Here is an 18,384-nt window from a genome sequence, read left to right as displayed (position 1 = left end):
AATGAAAATCAAAGAGCAAACTAGGAAGCTAGCCGCAGGCTGTACTTGAGTACGGCAAGGCAACGCTGACGTGGTTTGAATTTGATTTTCGAAGAGTATTAGTTCAAGTGCCAGATATCTTCGTTATACTGAGCAATTGTACGGTCAGATGAGAAGAATCCTGCTTTAGAAATGTTAACGATGACTTTATCCAACCATGCGTCACGGTCTTCGTAGTCAGCCAACATTTGTTCTTTAACCTTGATGTAGTCTTCCAAGTCAAGAAGAGTCATGAACCAGTCTTTGTTGATCAATTCATTGTAAAGACGTTCCAAGCGCTCTTTGTTTCCAGCTGCAAGAACTGCATCGCTAACGATGAAGTCAACCAATGGTTTGATAGCTTCACGAGCGTAGAATTCGCTTGATTTGTAAGCTGCTTTTTCGTAAAGGTCGATAACAGTTTCTGAATCTTCACCAAAGATGTAGATATTTTCGTCTCCAACCAACTCAGCGATTTCCACGTTAGCACCGTCCATAGTACCAAGAGTCAAAGCTCCGTTCAACATGAATTTCATGTTACCAGTACCTGAAGCTTCTTTAGAAGCAAGTGAGATTTGTTCTGAGATATCACATGCTGGGATAAGGAAGCTTGCTGCAGTAACGTTGTAGTTTTCAACCATAACTACTTGCAAGTGTGGAGCTACTGCTGGATCGTTAGCAATAACTTCTGACATGCAAAGGATCAAGTGGATGATGTCTTGAGCGATTGTGTAGGCTGGAGCTGCTTTACCACCAAAGAAGATTGTGATTGGGCGAGCAGGGATGTTACCAGCTTTGATGTCAAGGTATTTGTGGATCACGTACAAAGCGTTCATTTGTTGGCGTTTGTACTCGTGAAGACGTTTGATTTGGATATCAAAGATAGAGTTTGTATTGATTTCCACACCTTGGTGTTCTTTCAAGTGACGAGCTAATTTACGTTTGTTGTGAGCTTTGATGCTTTCCAATTTTTCTTTGACAGCTGCTTTGTCTTCATAAGACAAGAGTTTTTCAAGCTCATCAGCTTCATGGTGCCAACCTTCTCCAAGAATCTCATCCAAGTAGTGAGACAATCTTGGGTTAGCATGCATGAGCCAACGACGGAAAGTGATACCGTTTGTTTTATTGTTGAATTTTTCTGGGTAAAGGTCGTAGAAAGCTTTCAACTCAGAATTTTTCAAGATTTCAGTGTGAAGTGCTGCTACCCCGTTAACACTGTATCCGTAGTGGATATCCATGTGAGCCATGTGAACACGCCCACTCTCATCGATAATTTGAACAGCTGGATCTTTGTATTCTGCTTTCACGCGACGGTCCAATTCTTCGATGATTGGTACCAAGTGAGGAACCACTTCTTGCAAGAATTCAAGAGGCCATTTTTCAAGGGCTTCAGCAAGGATTGTGTGGTTAGTGTAGGCAGTCATGCTACGAACAATTGAGATTGCTTCGTCAAGTTCGATACCACGAGCAGTCAAAAGACGGATCAATTCAGGGATAACCATTGATGGGTGAGTATCGTTGATTTGGACAACTGCGTAGTCAGCAAGGTCATGCAAGTTGCTTCCTTTTTCGATTGCTTCTTCGATGATCAATTGCGCACCGTTTGAAACCATGAAGTATTGTTGGAAGATACGGAGCAATTCACCTTGACGGTCACTATCATCTGGGTAAAGGAAAAGAGTCAAGTTGCGAGCGATATCTGTCTTGTCAAAGTTGATACCGTCTTTAATGATTGAAGAATCAACTGAATCCAAGTCAAACAAACGCAAGCGGTTCTTAGTTTCTGTCTTGTAACCTGGTACATCGATATCGTAAAGAGTTGATGTCAATGTGAAGTGAGCAAATGGCACTTGGTAGCTACGGCTTGAGCGAACCAACCAGTTTTGCTCTGTCAACCATGCATTTGGAATTGTTTCTTGTTGGTTGTTTTTAAGAACTTGTTGGAAAAGACCGTAGTGGTAGTTAAGACCAACACCGTCACCGTTCAAACCAAGAGTAGCAATTGAGTCGATAAAGCAGGCAGCCAAACGTCCCAAACCACCGTTACCAAGAGATGGTTCCAATTCAACTTCTTCAACTTCGATCAAGTCTTTACCTGCAGCTGCAAGTTCTTTTTTGACATCGTCGTAAAGACCAAGGTTGATCAAGTTGTTTGACAAGAGTTTACCAATCAAGAACTCAGCTGAGATATAGTAAACTTTCTTTTTACCAGTGTTGACTGGTTTTTGACTACTTGCAAGCTTGCTGTAGTTAAGAAGAGCCAGGTAAAGCTCTTCATTGCTACATTCTGCAATGGTTTTATTGTAACGATTTTGTACAAATTCTTGTAGTGATAACATGTTTAAGGTGTCTCCTGATATTGTATTATTTCTTTAATTCTACCAAATTTTCATTGATTCGGCGATAGATTGTTGTCAAGTCAAGCAAGCCTTCCTCGACAGCTGGTGTCAATTGATCTTCAGTCATACGCCAAGACCAGTTTCCACCAAGAGTAGATGGGAAGTTCATACGAGCTGCCTCATCCAATTCTAGCAAATCTTGCATAGTTGCAATTGCCATGAAGCTAACTGATGAAAAGACTGTACGAAGCATAGCATGTGGCACTGTTTCGTATTCTTTACGGTTAGTGTAGCGCGCCATGTATTCACGAGTTGCATCATCGATCTCGTTACGGTACCAACCAAGGACCGTATTGTTATCGTGTGTTCCTGTGTACATAACTGAGTTAGCAGGTGCCAAGTGTGGGCTATCGATACTTTCGTCCTCTGGGTTGAATGCAAATTGAAGAATCTTCATTCCTGGGAAGCCCGTACGTTCACGCAATTCGATAACTTCGTCTGTCATGAAACCAAGGTCTTCTGCGATGATGTTTAACTCACCAAGTTCTTCCTTAACGGCTGCAAAAAGCTTGTAGCCAGGACCTTTCACCCACTCACCAGGTGCTGCTGTATCGGAACCAGCAGGGATTTCCCAGTAAGATTCGAAACCACGGAAGTGGTCGATACGAACGATGTCGTAGATTTTGAAGCTTTCACGCAAGCGTTCAATCCACCATTTGTAACCATCTTTGTCCATTGCTTCCCAGTCATAGATTGGGTTACCCCAAAGCTGACCAGTTGCAGAAAATTCATCTGGTGGGCATCCTGCGATGCAAGTAGCCTTACCGTTGACATCTGTCTTGAAGAGATGTGGATTTGCCCACATATCGCTTGAATCTTCCGCTACGTAGATTGGCATGTCTCCAACGATTTCGATGTGGTTGTCGTTAGCGTAAGCTTTCAATTTCAACCATTGTTGGAAGAAGAAGTATTGAGTCACACGGTGGTAAACCAACTTGTCTGCCAATTGCTCACGGTAGCTTTCAAGTGCTGAAGCTTTACGAGCACGAGCATCTGCATCTGGCCATTCAGTCCAAGCAAGATTGTCAAAATGCTCTTTGATAGCCATATACTCTGCAAAGAGTTCAAGCCATGATTGGTTGTCTTGAGCAAATTTCTCAAAATCTTTAACATCTCCCACTTCCAAGAAACGTTTTACCGCTTTTTCTAAAAGAGGACGACGTGCATAGTAGATTTTCGCATAGTCAACTTCAGATGCATCGCTACCAAAGTCAACCCCTTCAAGGTCACTTGCTTGCAACAAGCCTTGTTCTACCAAGATATCTAAATCGATAAAATGAGTGTTTCCTGCGAAGGCAGAGAAAGATTGGTAAGGAGAGTCTCCGTAACTAGTTGTTCCTAGTGGAAGGATTTGCCAGTAACGTTGTTTTGTGCGAACCAAGAAATCAACGAAGTCGTAAGCACTTTTACCAAATGATCCGATTCCGTATGCTCCTGGAAGAGAAGAAATGTGCATCAACACACCACTTTGACGTTTTTTCATAATAAGCACCTCATGTGTTTATAGTTAGATATTACATTTTTATGAACGCAAACGTTTGCGCTATTACTAGTATAGCTCATTTTCTTGATAAATGCAAGCGGTTTTAAGTAACTTTTTTGATTATTTTTTAAAAATTTTTTCTTCTTACTCGTATATATATTCTTTCAGGCAACAAACAAAATAGGAATAAGGGTTTCACTTATCTCATTAAGCAAAAATAAAGAGAGAATCCTCCCTGCCTTCCATTTGTAAATTAGGCAATCGTTTTCTCAACTTTTTTTAAATTTAAAACAAAACCGATTTTTGGAATTTCCTACTATTATATGACGATGAAGCGTTTACTTTTTTTACAATTTTTGTAAAAATTTTTACAAAAAACACTTGCAACCGCTTTCCGATTGTGCTATACTAGTCCCATAAAGGAAAACGTTTGCGTTTCCTCATTATAAAATTTGTTATTCTTTAGGAGGAATACACTATGTCATCTAAATTCATGAAGAGCGCTGCTGTGCTTGGAACTGTTACACTTGCTAGCTTGCTTTTGGTAGCTTGCGGAAGCAAAACTGCTGATAAGCCTGCTGATTCTGGTTCATCTGAAGCGAAAGAAATCACTCTTTACGTTGAAGACCAATACAAAGCTTTTGCTGAATCAGCTGCAAAAGCTTACGAAAAAGAAGCTGGCGTAAAAGTGACTATCAAAACCGGAGACCAAATGGGTGGTCTTGACAACCTTTCTCTAGATAACCAATCTGGTAAAGCTGCTGACGTTATGATGGCACCATACGACCGTGTAGGTAGCCTTGGTTCTGACGGACAACTTTCAGAAGTGAAATTGAGCGATGGTGCTAAAACAGACGACACAACTAAATCTCTTGTAACAGCTGCTGACGGTAAAGTTTACGGTGCTCCTGCCGTTATCGAGTCACTTGTTATGTACTACAACAAAGACTTGGTAAAAGAAGCTCCAAAAACATTTGCTGACTTGGAAAACCTTGCTAAAGATAGCAAATACGCATTCGCTGGAGAAGATGGAAAAACTTCTGCTTTCCTAGCTGACTGGACAAACTTCTACTTTGCATACGGACTTCTTGCTGGTAACGGCGGTTACGTATTTGGACAAAACGGTAAAGACGCTAAAGATATCGGTCTTGCCAACGACGGTTCTATCGCAGGTATCAACTATGCTAAATCTTGGTATGAAAAATGGCCTAAAGGTATGCAAGATACTGAAGGAGCTGGAAACCTAATCCAAACTCAATTCCAAGAAGGTAAAACAGCTGCTATCATTGACGGACCTTGGAAAGCTAAAGCCTTCAAAGACGCTAAAGTAAACTACGGTGTTGCAACTATCCCAACTCTTCCAAACGGAAAAGAATATGCTGCATTCGGTGGTGGTAAAGCTTGGATCATCCCATCAAGCACTAAGAACCTTGAAGCTGCTCAAAAATTTGTAGACTTCCTTGTTTCAACTGAAGAACAAAAAGCCTTCTACGATACAACTAACGAAATCCCAGCTAACACTGAAGCTCGTTCATACGCTGAAGGTAAAAACGATGAGTTGACAACAGCTGTTATCAAACAGTTCAAGAACGCTCAACCAATGCCAAATATCTCTCAAATGTCAGCTGTTTGGGACCCAGCTAAAACAATGTTGTTTGAAGCTGTAAGTGGTAAGAAAGATGCTAAAACAGCTGCAAACGATGCTGTAACATTGATCAAAGAAACAATCAAACAAAAATTTGGTGAATAAAAAATTTGTTCAAGGGGGGTGGAATTCAAATCCCCCTTTGAATTTATCAATAAAAAACATATATAGTTTAGGTTTTAATTAGAAACCAGTATCCTATGAAAGGAGTTATTATGGAAAAGCAACAACCTAGTAAAGCAGCCTTGCTGTCTATCATTCCTGGGTTAGGACAGATTTACAATAAACAAAAAGCCAAAGGTTTTATCTTCCTTGGTGTAACCCTTGTATTTGTCCTTTATTTCCTAGCACTTGCAGCCCCTGAATTGAGCAACCTCATCACTCTTGGTGATAAGCCAGGTCGTGATAATTCCCTCTTCATGCTGATTCGCGGTGCCTTCCATTTAATCTTTGTAGTTGTTTATGTACTCTTTTATTTCGCAAATATCAAAGATGCACATACAACTGCCAAACACATTAACAATGGTATTCCAGTAGCACTTACCTTTAAGGAAATGGTCAAAGGAATCTATGAAAATGGTTTCCCTTACCTCTTGATCATTCCATCTTATATTGCAATGACTTTTGCGATTATCTTCCCAGTTATCGTAACCTTGATGATCGCCTTTACTAACTACGACTTCCAACACTTGCCACCAAACAAATTGTTGGACTGGGTTGGTTTGACTAACTTTACGAATATCTGGAGTTTGAGTACCTTCCGTTCTGCCTTTGGTGCCGTTCTTTCTTGGACTATCATCTGGGCTTTGGCAGCTTCTACTTTACAAATCGTAATCGGTATCTTCACAGCTATCATTGCTAACCAACCATTTATCAAAGGAAAACGCATCTTCGGTGTTATTTTCCTTCTTCCTTGGGCTGTCCCAGCCTTCATCACTATCTTGACATTCTCAAATATGTTTAATGATAGTGTCGGTGCTATCAACACTCAAGTCTTGCCGATCTTTGCTAAATTCCTTCCTTTCCTTGATGGGGCTCTTATCCCTTGGAAAACAGACCCTACTTGGACTAAGGTTGCCTTGATTATGATGCAAGGTTGGCTTGGATTCCCATATATCTACGTTTTGACTTTGGGTATCTTGCAATCTATTCCTAACGACCTTTATGAAGCAGCTTATATTGACGGTGCTAATGCTTGGCAAAAATTCCGCAACATCACTTTCCCAATGATCTTGGCTGTTGCGGCACCTACTTTGATTAGCCAATACACCTTCAACTTTAACAACTTCTCTATCATGTACCTCTTCAATGGTGGAGGTCCTGGTAGTGTCGGAGGGGGAGCTGGTTCAACAGATATCTTGATCTCATGGATCTACCGTTTGACAACAGGTACATCTCCTCAATACTCAATGGCGGCAGCTGTTACCTTGATTATCTCTATCATTGTCATCTCAATCTCTATGATCGCATTCAAGAAACTACACGCATTTGATATGGAGGATGTCTAAGATGAATAACTCAATTAAACTCAAACGTAGACTGACTCAAACCCTTACTTACCTCTACTTAATTGGCCTATCAATCGTGATTATCTATCCACTTTTGATTACCATCATGTCAGCCTTTAAAGCAGGTAACGTCTCAGCCTTTAAACTAGATACTAATATCGACCTCAATTTTGATAACTTTAAAGGTCTCTTCACTGAAACCTTGTACGGTACTTGGTACCTCAACACTTTGATTATCGCCTTAATTACTATGGCTGTTCAAACAAGTATTATCGTACTTGCTGGTTATGCTTATAGCCGTTACAATTTCTTGGCTCGTAAACAAAGTTTGGTCTTCTTCTTGATTATCCAAATGGTGCCAACAATGGCCGCTTTGACTGCCTTCTTCGTTATGGCACTTATGTTGAACGCCCTTAACCACAGCTGGTTCCTCATCTTCCTTTATGTTGGTGGGGGTATCCCGATGAATGCTTGGCTCATGAAGGGCTACTTCGATACAGTGCCAATGTCTCTAGACGAATCTGCAAAACTAGACGGTGCAGGACACTTCCGCCGCTTCTGGCAAATTGTTCTTCCACTTGTTCGCCCAATGGTTGCCGTACAAGCTCTCTGGGCCTTCATGGGACCTTTTGGAGACTATATCCTCTCTAGTTTCTTGCTTCGTGAGAAAGAATACTTTACTGTTGCCGTAGGTCTCCAAACCTTCGTTAGCAATGTGAAAAACATGAAGATTGCCTACTTCTCAGCAGGTGCTATCCTCATCGCCCTTCCAATCTGTATTCTCTTCTTCTTCCTACAAAAGAACTTTGTTTCAGGACTTACAAGTGGTGGCGACAAGGGATAATATATCCCCGCCACCCTTTTTCATTTTATACTCTTCGAGAATCTCTTCAAACCACGTCAGCTTCACCTTGCCGTAGTACGGTTACTGACTTCGTCAGTTCTAACCACAACCTCAAAACAGTGTTTTGAGCAACCTGCGGCTAGATTCCTAGTTTGCTCTTTGATTTTCATTGAGTATTAGCGATTGTTACTGTAAGTAATACCCTTACAACAAGCAATTTATCTCCTAGACTTGAAATAAAGCACATTTCTCTATATAATAATACTCATATAGAAAACACCTTTTAGAAAGATACCTATGCTTCCATATCCATTTTCCTATTTTTCAAGTATTTGGGGATTTCGTAAGCCCCTGTCCAAACGTTTCGGACTCAACTGGTTCCAACTTCTCTTTACCAGTATCTTCCTTATCAGCTTATCTATGGTACCTATTGCCATCCAAAACAGCTCGCAGGAGACTTATCCGCTAGAAACCTTTATCGATAATGTCTATGAACCATTGACAGATAAGGTTGTACAGGATCTCTCTGAACACGCTACAATTGTTGATGGCAAATTAACTTATACTGGAACAGCTAGTCAAGAGCCTTCTATTGTGATCGGTCCAAGTCAAAGCAAGGAATTACCTAAGGACTTGCAACTGCATTTCGATACAAAAGAACTGGTCATCAGCAAGGAAAGTAAAGAACTGACCCGTATCTCTTACCGAGCGATTGAGACTGAGAGTTTCAAAAGTAAAGACAGCTTGACCCAAGCCATTTCTAAAGACTGGTACCAGCAAAATCGTGTCTATATCAGTCTCTTCCTAGTTCTCGGTGCAAGCTTCCTCTTTGGTTTGAATTTCTTTATCGTCTCTCTAGGAGCGAGTCTTCTCCTTTATATCACTAAGAAATCACGCCTCTTTTCATTTAGGACCTTTAAAGAGTGCTACCATTTTATCTTGAACTGTTTAGGATTACCAACCCTGATTACGCTTATTTTGGGACTATTTGGCCAAAATATGACAACTCTCATTACTGTACAAAACATTCTTTTTGTTCTGTATCTGGTCACTATCTTTTATAAAACGCATTTCCGTGATCCAGATTACCATAAATAGGAGATTTTTATGCCCGTTACGATTAAAGACGTGGCCAAGGCTGCTGGTGTTTCGCCTTCAACCGTAACCCGTGTTATTCAAAATAAATCAACCATTAGTGACGAAACAAAAAAACGCGTTCGCAAGGCTATGAAGGAGCTCAATTACCACCCCAACCTCAACGCTCGTAGTTTGGTAAGCAGTTATACCCAAGTTATCGGCTTGGTCCTTCCTGACGACTCAGACGCCTTCTATCAAAATCCTTTCTTCCCATCTGTCCTCCGTGGTATCGCCCAAGTCGCATCTGAAAACCACTATGCCATTCAGATTGCAACAGGTAAAGATGAAAAAGAGCGCCTTAAAGCTATTTCTCAGATGGTCTATGGTAAGCGTGTAGATGGTTTGATTTTCCTCTATGCCCAAGAAGAGGACCCTTTGGTTAAGTTAGTAGCAGACGAGCAATTTCCTTTCCTTATCTTAGGTAAATCTCTATCTCCCTTCATTCCACTTGTCGATAATGACAATGTCCAAGCTGGTTTTGATGCGACAGAGTATTTCATCAAAAAAGGCTGCAAGCGAATTGCCTTTATCGGAGGTACTAAGCGACTCTTCGTAACACAAGACCGTCTGACAGGTTACGAGATGGCTCTAAAACAACACCAACTTCCTCTCGATACTAATCTGACTTGCTTTGCTACTGAATTTCTTGAAGATAATGGTTATCGCTTTAGTAGACTTCTCTTCAAACACGATTCAAATATTGACGCTATTATTACCATTGATAGTCTCCTTGCTGCAGGGGTCTGTGATTACATCGCAAAACACCAACTGGATGTCCCTGTCCTCAGCTTCGACTCAGTCAATCCCAAGCTCAACTTGGCGGCCTATGTTGATATCAATAGTTTGGAGCTTGGTCGTGTTTCCTTTGAAACTATCCTCCAGATAATCAATGATGCTAAAAGCAATAAACAAATTTGTTATCGCCAGTTGATTGCCCACAAAATTATCGAAAAATAAAAACCAGCTCACGCTGGTTTTTTGGTTACTAATTTTCTGTTTCAACAAATCGTCCCAAAATATGAACATTCTCAGATACAGAGACAAAGGCACCTGGATCCACCTGTTTCATAATCTGTTTAAATTCATTAAACTCTGCACGTGTAATGACAGTGATTAAAACTGCCTTTCTTTCATGATTATAGGTTCCTTCTGCATCGTGGATCATGGTTGCACCGCGGTGCAATTTTTTATGGATTTTTTCAATTACCTTCTCTGGATGATTGGTCACAATCATGGCCTGCATCCGTTTTTGCTTGGTAAAGACAGCGTCTGTGACACGGCTAGAGACAAAGATGGTAATCATAGAGTAGAGAGCGTATTCCCAACCAAAGGTCAAGCCTGCTATCAGCATGATGGTCCCATTTACCAAGAAAGAAATACTACCAACATTCTTACCCGTTTTCTTGCGAATAGTCAGGCTGACGATATCCGTCCCACCACTGGAGATATTGTTTCGAAGAGCAAAACCAATCCCCAAGCCCATGACAACACCCCCAAAAAGGGCATTGATAATGGGATCCTCCGTCAAGGTCGCCACAGGGACAAACTGGATAAAGAAGGAACTCATGGATACCGTTATAAAGGTAAAGACGGTGAACTTATGCCCAATTTGATACCAAGCCAAGACCATCAAAGGGAAATTAATGGCATAGAAGGTCAACGAAATCGGGATATGAAAACCAAACCAGTGATGACTCAAGGCAGAGATAATCTGTGCCAGACCTGTCGCACCACTCGAATACACATGACCTGGTTGGAAAAAGAAATTGACCGCTACTGCTGATAAAAATCCATAGACCAGAGAGGCCGAAATCTTCTCATCATATTTTTCGCGAGAGATGCTTTGTAAGACACGTAAAATTTTTATCTGATGAGCAAAGCGGCGCAGATAATAGCGCCACCGCTTAATTCGTTTTGCTTGTTTCATCTTCTTCTACTTGTAAGCTGAGTTCCTCTAGTTGTTTGAGAGCTACTGTTGAAGGAGCTTGTGTCATTGGGTCACTTGCCTTATTGTTCTTAGGGAAGGCAATAACTTCACGAATATTTTCTTCTCCTGCTAAGAGCATGACAAATCGGTCAAGCCCGATAGCCAAGCCACCGTGTGGTGGGAAACCATAGTCCATGGCTTCAAGAAGGAAACCAAACTGGTCATTTGCTTCTTCGGCTGAGAAACCAAGAGCCTTGAACATACGTTCTTGAAGGTCTTTTTGGTTGATACGAAGGCTACCACCACCAAGTTCATAACCGTTCAAGACAATATCGTAAGCAATGGCACGAACCTTCGCCAAATCACCTTCTAATTCGTGAGCAGTCTCTTCCTGTGGTAGAGTAAATGGATGGTGGGCGCTCATGTAACGACCTTCTTCTTCAGACCATTCAAACATTGGCCAGTCAACAACCCAAAGGAAGTTGAATTTATCATTATCAATCAAACCAAGCTCTTTGGCAATACGTCCACGAAGGGCACCAAGCGTTGCATTAGCCACTTCAAGCGTATCCGCCACAAAGAGAACCAAGTCCTTATCTTCAAGAGCAAGCGCTGTTGTCAATTCTGCTTGGATGCTAGTCAAGAACTTGGCAACTGGTCCGTTTAATTCTCCATCAACCACCTTGACCCAAGCAAGACCTTTGGCACCATACTGTTTGGCTACTTCGGTCATCTTGTCGATGTCTTTACGTGAATAGTTGTCCGCAGCTCCTTTGACCACAATTGCTTTTACAGCAGGTGCTTCTGAAAAGACTTTAAAGTCTACACCTTTGACCACTTCTGTCAAGTCCTGAAGCAACATGTCAAAACGGGTATCAGGTTTATCAGAACCGTAAAGAGCCATCGCATCATCGTATTTCATACGAGGGAATGGCAACGTTACTTCGATACCCTTGGTTTCCTTCATCACGCGCGCAATCAAGCCTTCTGTAATATCTTGGATTTCTTGCTCCGTAAGGAAAGACGTTTCCAAGTCGACCTGAGTGAACTCAGGCTGGCGGTCACCACGCAAGTCCTCGTCACGGAAACATTTAACGATTTGGTAGTAACGATCAAAACCAGCATTCATCAATAGCTGTTTCGTGATTTGCGGACTTTGAGGAAGCGCGTAAAAATGCCCTTTATTGACACGAGATGGCACCAAGTAGTCACGCGCCCCTTCAGGAGTTGACTTAGAAAGGAATGGTGTCTCCACGTCGATAAACTCCAACTCATCCAAGTAGTTGCGGATAGAGTGGGTCACCTTAGCACGAAGTTTGAGATTTTCCAACATTTCTGGACGACGAAGGTCAAGGTAACGGTAACGCAAACGTGTATCGTCATTGGCCTCAATGCCATCCTTAATCTCAAATGGGGTTGTCTTAGCTGTATTAAGCACTGTCAGAGCTGTCACGTTTAACTCAACTGCACCAGTTGGCAACTTATCATTGGCTTGCTCACGCGCAGCGACCTGTCCAGTCACCTCTATAACAAATTCGCTACGAAGGCTTTCAGCTGTTGCCATGACCTCTGCAGATACTTTTTCAGGGTTGATAACCAACTGCATGATTCCTTCACGGTCACGAAGGTCGATAAAGATCAAACCACCAAGGTCACGACGACGGCCTACCCATCCTTTCAAGGTCATTTCTTGTCCGATGTGTTCCTCACGAACACGACCAGCATACATACTACGTTTCATTGTTTCTCTCCTCTTTTATTCTGTTACTATTTTACCATAAAAGCGCAGGCTCTTCATGAAAATCAGCAGAAAAGTTTGCCTGTCTTTAAAAATCAAATGAAGGAGCTAAAAATTAGCGCCCATACAAAAATCCGATGAAGTTCACCGGACTCTTTTATTTTGAATTTTTGCCTGCTTTACGCTTTTCAGCGATTTCGGCTGCCTTTCTCGGCAAGACAATTTCCGTTGTATAAGCTGTCCCAAAGCGCAAGACACCTGCAATAGGGGCAAAGACGACTGCTAGATAGTTGTAGAAGAAATCGCCCTTAAAGGCATAAGCTAGCGCTCCAATGATGAAAAATAGAACAACTGCCTGAATCACTGCTAATAAAATTACTCGTTTCATGTGACCTCCTGACTCTATTATAGCATGAGTATCATCAAAAAGCCGATTAAATTATTCAAAGCGTGGAGAGAAATACTGTAGACCAGACCTTTTCTGCTAATATAAGCCAAGCCCAAACTAAAACCAAGGCTAAAATAGACAAAAAATTGTTGCACATCACCTGGGAAATGAATCAAGGCAAACAGAACACTGGATACCAGAAGAAAAATCAGAGTTTGTTTCCTATTGTCCTGCTTAGGAAAGAGATAGCGTGCCAACATCCCCCTAAAGATAAGTTCTTCCGTCAAAGGAGCAAAGACCACCACCATAAAGAAACCAAATGCAGGCTGTTCCACTGTCAGTTGAGATACGATTTGTTGACTGACCGACGGATCTTCTGGTAAAAAGAACTGGGCTGTAATAGCCACTAGCAAAACCAGAGTAGGCAACCAGATATGACGATTAAAAGCTGTTGTCTGGATGCTAACCTTTTCTGTCTGATACCATCTGTAAACTCCATAAACATAGGCCCCTGACAGGGCGATATAAAGTGGTAAAACTCCATATATCGAAGCCCCTAGTCCAAGAGCTGACAGAGCCATACTCTGAACCAGACCATAGATAAAGAAAAAGGATAGAAAAGCTAGAAGAAACCAGCCAAGGTTTTTAAGTAATTTCATATAAATCTCCTATCTTGCTTTATAGCTGTTTTTTAATACAAAGAGGTTTGCTATTCCTAATACAAGTACCCAAGCAAGTAACATACCAATATTAGAAAAAGATATTTCCCCACCTTTTTTATTTAAAAGATTTACAATTGGACCAACGAACGAGTAATCTAACACTTTCTGAGCCGTATCATTTTGAAGAGCAATCATAGGTAAAAAAGAGACAATTAACATAGGGAAGATACTATAAACTTGCGCTTTAGACTGAGTATCTGATACCGCACCGATTAGAAGGTTGAGAAAAATAATACAAATAGTTGCTAGGAGCAAATAGATAGCATAGGCAACTAAATAACCAGATACATCTACTTTAAGATAGATGGGAAGTACAATCATAGCAACCAACATTATCAAAATAGGGAGAACGAGCATACTGAAAGTATATTCTGTTGCTGTCACACCACTTAGGATGAGTGATTTAAGATTGCGCTTTTCCTTATCTTCTGCCATCATAATCGATACCATATAACCACTTCCCATGCTCAAGACCATCGTCAAACTCATAGAAAGGAAATACGTACTCAATTCTCCACTCTTGTTTAAGAACTCATTATATAGAACAGCCAGTCCAAAAGGCAACAATAGAGTCGCCAACAAAGTTGAATTGCTGATAAGAACTTGTAATCTTAACCATAGTAGGGCATTTAATTTTCTAAACATCTAACTTTTCTCCTGTCAATCTGATAAAGATTTCTTCTAAAGTTGGCTCACAAGAGTGAACCACCATCAAATCTGTCGTGTCTAAATGTGGTAATTCATCAAATGGAACTATCTGTTCTCGTCCGTCGTTATAAACCACACGTACTTTCTTATCCACATGGTACTTCTGGATGATATCTTGCGGACTTCCATACTCTATTAAGTTCCCCTTATTCAAAAGAGATAAGCGATCACAAAGCAGAGTTGCTTCATTCATATCATGCGTGGTCAGAAAGATAGTTGTCCCCGCCTGCTTTAATTCTTGAAGTAGGATATGAATCATCTTAGATGTTGTAGGGTCTAAGCCACTGGTTGGCTCATCTAGAAAGAGAATCTTAGGAGCATTCAGAAGGGCACGAGCCAAGAACATTCGTTGTTTCATTCCTGTAGATAGTTTTTCTGCGATAATATCTTTAGCATCTGCCAATCCAACCTGTTGGAGTACCTGATTTACTCTATCTGACTTGAGACCATATAACTTAGCATAGATGAGAAGATTTTTGTAAAGACTCATCTTTTCATAAAAACCACTACCATCACTAACAATACCAATTTGTTCCAAATCATTTGAGGTTAAATCTTGAGAATTCTTGCCTAACAAAACTGTTTTACCTTGATCTGCAGCCAACTGTCCTGTTAAGACATTGATCATGGTTGTTTTACCTGAGCCAGAGGGACCAAGAAAACCAAAGATTTCACCCTCCTTAATCTCAAAAGAAACCTGATGAAGAGCTTTTTTGCTCCCAAAACTTTTGCTTACATTTTCAACACGAATCATAGAAACTCCTTTATTTGAAATAACGTTTCACCATAGGTAACTGCATCACATTGATATAAATGTGTATCGCTCCGACAAGCAAGAAGGCTAGTAGCTGAATTTCTCCTGTCAAGCAAGAAATGAAAAAAAGAAAAATATATAAGACTGGTAAGACATACTGATTTAATTGGAATAAAATTCTAAAACTCTGTTCCAAATTAGCCTGACGCTCCCCTTCATCGTAAGAATTAATATAGTTCAAGATATCCTTTGGTGTAGAGAAAAGAGCCAAATCAAACTGACGAACAATCGCAATTGTTTTAGAAAGATATTTTTGACTCTGCAAGAACAGCACTAATGCCAAAAAGGAAAGGGAAAATGTTATACGACTTACATCGAGTACAATTACTTCACTACCTGAGATGACAAGAGCCAATAAAATCGCTACACTTGTAATATTAGAAGTAATGGTTCCAAACTCGAGATTACGATACATCTGCACATAATAGGTTTCATTCAGATCATCATCTATTTCCTCTTGATACAAGGAGTGAAATTTTCTGCTTTTCTTTAAGAAATTGAACGTCAAAAGAATACCAACAAAACCTAATAGTAAACCAATAGCTGATATCCAGGGTAGCAAGACTTTTACATCTAACATAATTCCATGGGGTTCGGCACCAGCCTTCAACATATCTACAAATATGTACAAGAAAGCTCCCGAGACAACAGACATCAAAAATAACAACAATCCACGTTTCTTTTTCATATTCATTCTCCTTTTTCACTTGCTAAATTGTTTGCTTTCTTTTCAATCCAGTCAATTACTGGTATGAGGGCAAAATAGGCCCAAACAAATTGGTTACTTTGATAGGGACTAAACCAGCCTAAGTCTATCCCAATCAATAGAAATACGCTGACTAATAGAGCTACGACAACTACATAATAGATCACTTTATACTTGTTCATCACTCATCCTCCTCTAAGCGAAATACCGATTCGACTGTTTCGTTGAAAATTTGAGATATTTTCAGGGCAATGATAATGGACGGGGTGTATTCGTCCCGTTCTAGTAGGCTAATGGTCTGCCTGGAAACCCCTGCTAGCTTAGCCAGTTCGGTTTGGTTGAGACCATCGCGAGCTCGAAGCTCTTTTAGACGATTTTTAAGCATTCCTTTCTCCTTTTCTCTTAACTTGCTTACATTGTAACACATCTTTTTCTTTTTGACAAGTATATTTGTCAAAAAGTTTATGATTTTTGTCATTTTGCAAAAGAAAAAGGTCAGAGTAGTTTTCTGACCAGTTTTTCTGTTATTAAAACCCTAGTTTTTCAAAGATTTCTGAGAAGTTTTGGCTGATAGTCTCAAGTGACACTTGCACTTCTTCTCGGGTTTGATTGTTCTTGACAGTCACTTGTCCGCTTTCGACTTCACTCTCTCCTAGGGTGATGAGGGTCTTAGCCGCAAAGACATCAGCTGACTTGAACTGAGCTTTTAGTTTACGGTTGAGGTAATCACGCTCTGCTTTGAAACCTTGTTGGCGAAGATCTTGTACCAATTCCAAGGCCTTGATATTTGCCCCTTCACCCAAGACTGCGATATAGACATCTAGGGCGTTTTCGATAGGAAGAGCTACACCTTGCTTTTCAAGAATGAGAAGCAGGCGCTCTACACCAAGTCCAAAACCAAATCCAGCAGTTTCAGGGCCTCCAAAGTAAGAAACCAAACCATCGTAACGACCACCCGCACAGACTGTCAAGTCATTGCCCTCAATCTCAGTGATAAACTCGAAAATCGTGTGGTTGTAGTAGTCCAGACCACGCACCATATTGGTATCGATGATGTAATCTACTCCAAGATTTTTCAACATCTGACGCACAGCATCAAAGTGAGCTTGACTTTCTTCATCAAGGAAGTCCAAGATAGAAGGCGCATTCTCCACTGCCACCTTGTCTTCTTTTTCCTTAGAGTCCAAGACACGGAGAGGATTTTCCTCCAAACGACGTTGGCTATCTTTAGATAAGGTCTCCTTGAGCGGTGTCAAATAGTCAATCAAGGCTTGACGGTAGGCCGCACGGCTCTCAGGATTTCCAAGAGTGTTAAGGTGCAATTTGACACCTTGGATACCGATTTCTTTCAAGAAATGGGCTGCCATCGCGATTGTTTCCACATCGGTAGCTGGATTGCTAGATCCAAAACACTCAACACCAATCTGGTGGAACTGGCGCAAACGCCCTGCCTGTGGACGCTCATAACGGAACATAGGTCCCATGTAGTAGAACTTACTTGGCTTTTGCACTTCTGGGGCGAAGAGTTTATTTTCTACATAGGAACGGACAACGGGCGCAGTTCCTTCTGGACGGAGAGTAATATGGCGGTCACCCTTGTCATAGAAGTCATACATTTCCTTGGTTACGATATCCGTTGTATCTCCGACAGAGCGGCTGATAACCTCGTAATGCTCAAAAATAGGCGTACGCACTTCTGCATAGTTATATCGCTTGAAAATCTCACGGGCAAAGCCCTCAACGTACTGCCATTTGGCAGATTCAGCAGGTAAAATATCCTGCGTTCCTTTTGGTTTTTGTAATTTCATAGGGAATCCTCTTTAAACTTAATAGTCTTATTTTACCATAAATAGAGGGATTAAAACAGTGAGAGAAGAAAATCTCAAGAGAGTCTTTTCAGAAAATTCATCAAAAACTTGCCAAATTGTCAGAATTATGAGAAAATAGAGGATATTTATCACGTGGAGGGACTGTTATGAGAGACGATATCAAAATCAATGACCGTGCTTTGGCCTTACAAGACCAAATTATCGAAAAACTAGAGAAGGTTTTTGATACAGATGTGGAATTGGATGTTTACAATCTAGGGCTGATTTATGAAATTAATCTAGACGAAACAGGCCTCTGTAAGATTGTCATGACCTTCACCGACACTGCTTGCGATTGTACCGAAAGCTTGCCTATCGAAATCGTTGCAGGTCTGAAACAAATTGATGGTATCGAAGATGTCAAGGTTGAAGTTACCTGGTCGCCTGCCTGGAAGATTACACGAATCAGTCGCTACGGCCGTATTGCCCTTGGACTGCCACCTCGTTAAGCAGGCAAATCACTTTTGAAGATGAAAAGA

At 40.9% G+C, this 18,384-nt stretch carries 18 protein-coding genes; 6 read left to right on the top strand and 12 right to left on the bottom strand.

Features of this window, described 5'->3' with window-relative positions:
- Nucleotides 1-98: 98 nt before the first annotated feature.
- Together glgP and malQ are read right to left on the bottom strand one after the other, a co-directional pair.
- Nucleotides 99-2,357 carry a glycogen/starch/alpha-glucan family phosphorylase gene (gene glgP, locus ADH52_RS08150; RefSeq protein ID WP_049510893.1) on the bottom strand — a complete coding sequence of 753 codons (2,259 nt, stop codon included), beginning with the start codon at nt 2,355-2,357 and terminating at the stop codon, nt 99-101.
- 25 nt (nt 2,358-2,382) lie between these two features.
- On the bottom strand, nt 2,383-3,900 hold the full coding sequence (malQ, locus tag ADH52_RS08145) for a 4-alpha-glucanotransferase (protein WP_000747274.1): 1,518 nt from the start codon (nt 3,898-3,900) through the stop codon (nt 2,383-2,385).
- A 478-nt stretch (nt 3,901-4,378) separates the two neighbouring features.
- On the opposite strand from malQ, the gene ADH52_RS08140 reads away from it, so the two are divergent.
- The 5 genes from ADH52_RS08140 (at nt 4,379) to ADH52_RS08120 (ending at nt 9,991) form a co-directional block, all read left to right on the top strand.
- Nucleotides 4,379-5,650 (top strand): extracellular solute-binding protein, encoded by a 1,272-nt coding sequence (locus tag ADH52_RS08140; protein ID WP_049510891.1) that lies wholly within the window; start codon nt 4,379-4,381, stop codon nt 5,648-5,650.
- 110 nt (nt 5,651-5,760) lie between these two features.
- Nucleotides 5,761-7,053, top strand: coding sequence for a carbohydrate ABC transporter permease (locus ADH52_RS08135; RefSeq protein WP_049510890.1), 1,293 nt, complete (start codon nt 5,761-5,763; stop codon nt 7,051-7,053).
- A 1-nt stretch (nt 7,054) separates the two neighbouring features.
- Nucleotides 7,055-7,897, top strand: coding sequence for a sugar ABC transporter permease (locus tag ADH52_RS08130; RefSeq protein WP_004236955.1), 843 nt, complete (start codon nt 7,055-7,057; stop codon nt 7,895-7,897).
- Nucleotides 7,898-8,194: 297 nt separating this feature from the next.
- Entirely contained in the window at nt 8,195-8,995 is an 801-nt protein-coding gene (locus ADH52_RS08125; RefSeq protein WP_049510889.1) for a DUF1189 domain-containing protein, read from the top strand.
- A 9-nt stretch (nt 8,996-9,004) separates the two neighbouring features.
- Nucleotides 9,005-9,991, top strand: coding sequence for a LacI family DNA-binding transcriptional regulator (locus ADH52_RS08120; protein WP_049510888.1), 987 nt, complete (start codon nt 9,005-9,007; stop codon nt 9,989-9,991).
- Nucleotides 9,992-10,019: 28 nt separating this feature from the next.
- On the opposite strand, the gene ADH52_RS08115 is transcribed toward ADH52_RS08120, so the two are convergent.
- The 10 genes from ADH52_RS08115 to hisS form a co-directional block, all read right to left on the bottom strand.
- Nucleotides 10,020-10,961 (bottom strand): YitT family protein, encoded by a 942-nt coding sequence (locus ADH52_RS08115; protein WP_049510887.1) that lies wholly within the window; start codon nt 10,959-10,961, stop codon nt 10,020-10,022.
- Entirely contained in the window at nt 10,939-12,702 is a 1,764-nt protein-coding gene (gene aspS / locus ADH52_RS08110; RefSeq protein WP_049510886.1) for an aspartate--tRNA ligase, read from the bottom strand. The genes ADH52_RS08115 and aspS overlap by 23 nt, the downstream gene beginning before the upstream one ends.
- Nucleotides 12,703-12,856: 154 nt before the next feature.
- The gene (locus ADH52_RS08105; RefSeq protein ID WP_000832184.1) at nt 12,857-13,087 is read right to left on the bottom strand and encodes a hypothetical protein; all 231 of its coding nucleotides are present in this window, start codon (nt 13,085-13,087) and stop codon (nt 12,857-12,859) included.
- 17 nt (nt 13,088-13,104) lie between these two features.
- Entirely contained in the window at nt 13,105-13,746 is a 642-nt protein-coding gene (locus tag ADH52_RS08100; RefSeq protein ID WP_049510885.1) for a CPBP family intramembrane glutamic endopeptidase, read from the bottom strand.
- 9 nt (nt 13,747-13,755) lie between these two features.
- Nucleotides 13,756-14,454, bottom strand: coding sequence for an ABC transporter permease (locus ADH52_RS08095; RefSeq protein WP_049510884.1), 699 nt, complete (start codon nt 14,452-14,454; stop codon nt 13,756-13,758).
- Nucleotides 14,447-15,271: an ABC transporter ATP-binding protein gene (locus tag ADH52_RS08090; RefSeq protein ID WP_049510883.1), complete on the bottom strand. Its 825-nt coding sequence runs from the start codon at nt 15,269-15,271 to the stop codon at nt 14,447-14,449. The genes ADH52_RS08095 and ADH52_RS08090 overlap by 8 nt, the downstream gene beginning before the upstream one ends.
- 10 nt (nt 15,272-15,281) lie before the next feature.
- Nucleotides 15,282-16,025 (bottom strand): DUF3169 family protein, encoded by a 744-nt coding sequence (locus ADH52_RS08085; protein ID WP_080550787.1) that lies wholly within the window; start codon nt 16,023-16,025, stop codon nt 15,282-15,284.
- Entirely contained in the window at nt 16,022-16,219 is a 198-nt protein-coding gene (locus tag ADH52_RS08080) for a hypothetical protein (RefSeq protein WP_049510882.1), read from the bottom strand. Before ADH52_RS08080 ends, ADH52_RS08085 begins: the two co-directional genes overlap by 4 nt.
- Nucleotides 16,219-16,422 (bottom strand): helix-turn-helix transcriptional regulator, encoded by a 204-nt coding sequence (locus tag ADH52_RS08075; RefSeq protein ID WP_025173208.1) that lies wholly within the window; start codon nt 16,420-16,422, stop codon nt 16,219-16,221. Before ADH52_RS08075 ends, ADH52_RS08080 begins: the two co-directional genes overlap by 1 nt.
- Before the next feature lie 142 nt (nt 16,423-16,564).
- Nucleotides 16,565-17,845, bottom strand: a complete 1,281-nt coding sequence (gene hisS / locus ADH52_RS08070) for a histidine--tRNA ligase (protein ID WP_049510881.1) — start codon at nt 17,843-17,845, stop codon at nt 16,565-16,567.
- A 167-nt stretch (nt 17,846-18,012) separates the two neighbouring features.
- On the opposite strand from hisS, the gene ADH52_RS08065 reads away from it, so the two are divergent.
- Complete coding sequence (locus ADH52_RS08065; protein ID WP_049510879.1) at nt 18,013-18,354, top strand: metal-sulfur cluster assembly factor; 342 nt, start codon at nt 18,013-18,015, stop codon at nt 18,352-18,354.
- The last annotated feature ends 30 nt before the right edge of the window (nt 18,355-18,384 follow it).

Origin of the sequence: Streptococcus pseudopneumoniae, assembly GCF_001072665.1 — a bacterium.
In the GTDB taxonomy this organism is placed as follows: domain Bacteria; phylum Bacillota; class Bacilli; order Lactobacillales; family Streptococcaceae; genus Streptococcus; species Streptococcus pseudopneumoniae_S.
The sequence above is the reverse complement of the archived record's forward strand: the minus strand, read 5'-3'. Positions and strand labels throughout refer to the sequence as shown.